The 1,802-nt window shown below is 75.7% G+C and carries 3 protein-coding genes; 2 read left to right on the top strand and 1 reads right to left on the bottom strand.

Features of this window, described 5'->3' with window-relative positions; translation table 11 throughout:
* The first annotated feature begins 47 nt into the window (after nucleotides 1-47).
* Nucleotides 48-269 (top strand): hypothetical protein, encoded by a 222-nt coding sequence (locus QL983_RS11130; RefSeq protein WP_290153025.1) that lies wholly within the window; start codon nucleotides 48-50, stop codon nucleotides 267-269.
* Between the two features lie 117 nt (nucleotides 270-386).
* Nucleotides 387-617, top strand: a complete 231-nt coding sequence (locus QL983_RS11125; protein WP_290153023.1) for a DUF4190 domain-containing protein — start codon at nucleotides 387-389, stop codon at nucleotides 615-617.
* Nucleotides 618-626: 9 nt separating this feature from the next.
* Here the strand turns inward: QL983_RS11125 and QL983_RS11120 are convergent.
* Nucleotides 627-1,802 (bottom strand): amidase (locus tag QL983_RS11120; RefSeq protein WP_290153021.1); only part of this gene is annotated, 1,176 nt, incomplete at its 5' end.

Below are 1,802 nucleotides of genomic sequence, written 5' to 3'. Positions count from 1 at the left end.
CCTAGACTCGGCACCGGACCGCGACGCCCCGAACCGGAAGGACCGTCATGACCGACCCCCACGCCTCCCACGACCCGCGCCGCGAGGCCGCCCGGCCGAGCTGGTACGGGTCCGAGGCCGGTGCGGGCTCCTCCGGCACCGGCTCCTCCGCCGCCGGCTGGCCCGACGCCCCGACCGGCGACGCCGACCGCGCCGCCTGGGACCAGGCACCCTCGTACGCCGAGCAGGAGGAGCAGACCCGCCCCGCCTACGACCAGCCGTACGGCTAAGGCCAGGACGCGAATACCGTCCCCGCCTACGGCTACGGGCAGGGCACGCCCGGCCACGGCTTCGGAGCCCCGCTGCAGCCCGGCCAGACCGAGGGCATCGGCCGCTCGGTGGCGTCCATGATCCTCGGCATCATCTCCGTGGTGGGCGGGTTCACGTTCCTCCTCCCGCCGATCGTGGGCGTGGTCCTCGGCCACATCGGCCTCAAGCGCGAGCCCCACGGCCGCGGCATGGCGATCGCCGGCCTCGTGATGAACTACGTGTCCCTCGCCCTGCTGCTGCTCGCCGTCGTGTTCCTTGTGATCCTGGTGATCGCCGGCATGTCCCTGGGCGACTACACCTCGACCTGACCGGCCGGCTCAGCCGGCCAGCAGCAGCTCGAGATGCGCGGCCAGGGCGAGCAGGGGCGCGGACGTGCCGGGCCGGCCGATGAGCTGGACGGACCAGTTCAGGCCCCGCTCGTCCCGGAGCACGGGCACCGCGACCGCGGGCAGGCCGAGCACGTTGACCATCGAGGTGTAGGGCGTGAACGCGCACTGCGCCTCGTAGTTCGCCTCGGGCTCCATCGCCAGGAAGTGGCCGACCGGCGGGGGCGCGGTGGCCAGCACCGGGGTCATCACCACGTCGACGGCGGCGAACTGCGCCCGCACCCCGCGCGCCCACTCCTCGAGCCGGTGGGCGGCGTCGTTGATCTCTTCGCGCCCCGCGGCCCGGGCGGTGCGCAGGAAGTGCGCGGCCACCGCGCCCACGTGCGCCTCGGCGTCCTCCGGCAGCGGCGCCCGGAGCAGCCCGGCGGTCCACACCGTGCGGAAGTCCCGGTGGTAGTCCTCGCCGTAGTAGGGGGAGAGGTCCTCGACCGCGTGGCCGCCCGCGTCCAGGGCGGCGGCGGCCTTCGTCAGGGCGGTGACGGCGGGCCGGGCCAGGGAGATCTCGAGGTCGGAGGCGAAGGGCGAGGCCGTGGTGACGCCGATCCGGCGGGCGTCGACGGCGCCCCCGGCCCGGGCGGTCTCCACGGTGCGGCGCAGGTCCGGCAGCACCCGGCCGGGCAGGCCCTCGGGGGAGAGCAGCACGTCGTAGAGCAGGGCGGCGTCCTCGACCGTGTGGGCGAGCGGGCCCGACACCGTGAGATTGCGGACCGTGTCCGTGTGCTCGTCCATCGGCAGCTCCCCGCGACCGGGCTTGAGGCCCACGAGCCCGCACGCCGCGGCGGGGATGCGGATGGACCCGCCCCCGTCCGAGCCCGGGGCGAACGGGAGGATCCCCGCGGCGACGGCGGCCGCGGCCCCGCCCGAGGAGCCGCCCGCGGTGCGGGTGGGGTCCAGGGGGTTGCGGGCCGGCGCCGTCACGAGGTTCTCCGAGTAGGAGTCCAGGCCGAACTCGGGCACGGTCGTCTTGCCGAGGGTGACGGTGCCGGCCCCGCGCAGGCGGAGCGCGAGCGGGTCGTCCTGCGCGGCCGGCGGCGCGTCGGCCAGCAGGGCGGAGCCGAATCGCGTGGGCATCCCGCGCACGTCGATCAGGTCCTTGTACGCCAGCGG

Source organism: Micrococcus sp. APC 4021 (assembly GCF_030407635.1).
In the GTDB taxonomy this organism is placed as follows: domain Bacteria; phylum Actinomycetota; class Actinomycetes; order Actinomycetales; family Micrococcaceae; genus Micrococcus; species Micrococcus luteus.
The sequence above is the reverse complement of the archived record's forward strand: the minus strand, read 5'-3'. Positions and strand labels throughout refer to the sequence as shown.